A 2,427-nucleotide genomic window follows, 5' to 3' on the forward strand; every position below is an offset into this window, starting at 1 on the left:
TCGAGCATCGGCATCTGCTTCAGGTGCGGGGCCACGTGCTCCTGGATGCGCTTCGAGGCCGCCATCGCCTCATCGTATTTCCCCATGATCGCGCTGGAGACGGCGATGAAGTGCAGGTTATGGGTGTAGTACATCATCGGGTAGATGCCCTGCTCGTGGGATTGCCGGAAGAAGGCCTCATCGGCCGCGGCGGCCTTCTTGTTGGTCTCGACGGAAGCGTCGTGGAAGCCGGTCCGGATGTAGATATGAGCCGGCATGTGCACCAGGTGTCCGGCGCCGGGCGCCAGTCCGGCCAGGCGGTCGGCGCTGGCCAGGGCACGCTCCGGACGGTTCGACGCTTCCACCGCGTGGATGTAGAAATGATTGGCGCCGATGTGTTCTGGGTCGCGGCGCAGCACCGATTCCAGCGTCGCCACGCATTCCTCAGTGCCTGGGGCAGGGGTGCCGTCGGCATTCCACAGCTTCCAGGGACGCAGGTCCATCAGGCTCTCGGCGAAGAGCGTGGCGGCATCGAGGTCGTCGGGGTACTTCCGGCTGACTTCGCGCATGGCATCGCTGTAATCCACCGCCAGCTTCTGGAAGTCGGCCTTGGGGTCGTTGCTATAGCGCTGCACCAGCGCCTCGATGTAGGCGCGCTCGATGGCGGGCCCGACCTTGGAGAGCTCCAGCGCTTTCTGGATGGCGTGGTACGCCTGCAGTTCGCGTTGCTCGTCCACCGGCAGGTTGTAATTCGGGCCCACGGCGTAGGCGATGCCCCACTGCGCCATGGCCATCTTGGGGTCGAGTTCGGCGGCGCGCTGGAATGACTTCAGCGCCTCATCATGATTGAAGCCCCACAGGAAGTTCATCCCCTGGTCGAAGAACGCCTGCGCCTGCGGGCTGGCGGTCTTCACCGGGTGATGGGCGTTCCCCATCCCCTTGTACAGGCCGACCGGCTGGCCCGCATCACTCTGTTGATGTTGCGCGCACGCTGGCGAGCTGAAAGCTAGCAAGCTGAGTAGGAATAGAACTGCCAACGAACGATGCTTCCGCCTACGCATCCCCCACATGGCGAAACAGGCTAGCAGTGACACTGGGGCGAGTCAAACGGGGCTAAAGTGCAGCGGCGACCCGGAACCCGTAATCGGCGTACTGGAAGTGCGGCGGGATGCTGGAGCGGGCGGCGCAGCGCGCCACCTTCACATGGTGGCGCCAGGAACCTCCGCGTGAGGCCCGGCGGGCGCCTTCTGCCGGCCCCTGCGGATCGCGCTCCGGAGACGCCGCGTAATACTCGGGGTCGAACCAGTCGCTGCACCACTCGTGGACGTTGTCGCAGATGTCGTGGAGCCCGAAATCGCTGGGCGCCTGGCGGCCGACCGGCTCCGGGCCACGCAGCCAGCGCTCGGCATAGCCAGGACGGCTTTGCGGCGGTTCGTCCCCCCAGGGATACAGTGCGCCCTCGCGGCCGCCGCGAGCGGCGCGCTCCCACTCGGCCTCGGTCGGCAGCCGATAGCGCCGCCCCGCACAGTGCGTCAGCCATTCGCAGTAGGCCGCCGCTTCGAACCAGGAGACCGCGACCACCGGCTGCTGGGGATGGCTGAACTGCGGGTCCTTCCAGTGCACAGGGGGCTGGGCGCCGGTCGCTTCGAGATATCGCGAGAACTCCAGGTTGGTGACCTGCCTCGCGGCCAGCTCGAATGCACTGACCCAGACCCGGTGGACCGGCCGCTCATTCTCCTGTCCGGCATCGCTGCCCATCAGGAACCATCCGGCGGGGACCTGTGCCAGCTTAGGTTGCAAGAAGAGCGGTGAAGTTGTGGGCATCGCGACCGTCATCGGCGATCAGCCCTGCGCCTCCTGCCACTCGTCGTACCAGGCCATCTGGATGGCCTCCAGCTTGCCCTCGTTGGACAGCTTAGGATCGTCGGCGAACCCCGGCAGCTCGGTCACGAAGCGATGCAGGTCGGTGAAGCGCACCGTCAGCGGATCGATCTCCGGGAACTTCTCGGCCAGCAGGATGCCGATGTCTTCGGCGTCGTCCCAATGGAGCGGAGAAAGCGGTGCAGTGGCCATCGTGTGCTCCTAGTGCTTCCCTTCGGAAACGTAATTCCGGTTCCACGCCGGGATCTCGACCACCACCTTGCCCGGCTTGGTGATCTGCGCCTGACAGCCCAGGCGGGAGTTGAGCTGGAGGTCGGCCGCCATGTCGAGGCGGTCGGCCTCGTCGTCCTCCATCTCGCTCAGGCACTCGGCGCCTTCCTTCACCCACACGTGGCAGGTGGTGCAGGCGCAGTTGCCGCCACACGCATGCTCCAGGTCGATACCGTGGTTGAGCGCGATGTCGAGCAGCGACTCTTCCTTGCCGTGGTCCTGGTAGGGCAGCTTGCCGTGCTCGAATTCCACCGTCTTGCCCAACGGAAGGAACGTGACCTGCACGAGATTGCTCTT

Annotated in this window: 4 protein-coding genes; all 4 read right to left on the reverse strand. The window is 65.5% G+C overall.

Features of this window, described 5'->3' with window-relative positions:
* The coding region (locus VMS96_13650; GenBank protein HVP44473.1) for a tetratricopeptide repeat protein at positions 1 to 914 on the reverse strand (914 nt) is incomplete at its 3' end.
* 178 nt (positions 915 to 1,092) lie between these two features.
* A complete protein-coding gene (locus VMS96_13655) occupies positions 1,093 to 1,803 on the reverse strand; it encodes an SUMF1/EgtB/PvdO family nonheme iron enzyme (GenBank protein ID HVP44474.1) in 711 nt (236 codons plus the stop codon).
* An 18-nt stretch (positions 1,804 to 1,821) separates the two neighbouring features.
* Positions 1,822 to 2,052 carry a Fe-S cluster assembly protein IscX gene (gene iscX, locus VMS96_13660; protein HVP44475.1) on the reverse strand — a complete coding sequence of 77 codons (231 nt, stop codon included), beginning with the start codon at positions 2,050 to 2,052 and terminating at the stop codon, positions 1,822 to 1,824.
* A gap of 9 nt (positions 2,053 to 2,061) precedes the next feature.
* On the reverse strand, positions 2,062 to 2,427 hold a 366-nt coding region (locus tag VMS96_13665; protein HVP44476.1), incomplete at its 5' end, for a 2Fe-2S iron-sulfur cluster-binding protein.

The sequence above is a fragment of the Terriglobales bacterium genome, from assembly GCA_035543055.1.
Classification (GTDB): domain Bacteria; phylum Acidobacteriota; class Terriglobia; order Terriglobales; family Acidobacteriaceae; genus JAIQFD01.

What these genes read in the sequence shown, in the direction of transcription:
- VMS96_13655 (HVP44474.1), bottom strand. Translation starts at nt 1,803, where the DNA reads ATGCCCACAACTTCACCGCTCTTCTTGCAACCTAAGCTGGCACAGGTC.
- iscX (HVP44475.1), bottom strand. Translation starts at nt 2,052, where the DNA reads ATGGCCACTGCACCGCTTTCTCCGCTCCATTGGGACGACGCCGAAGAC.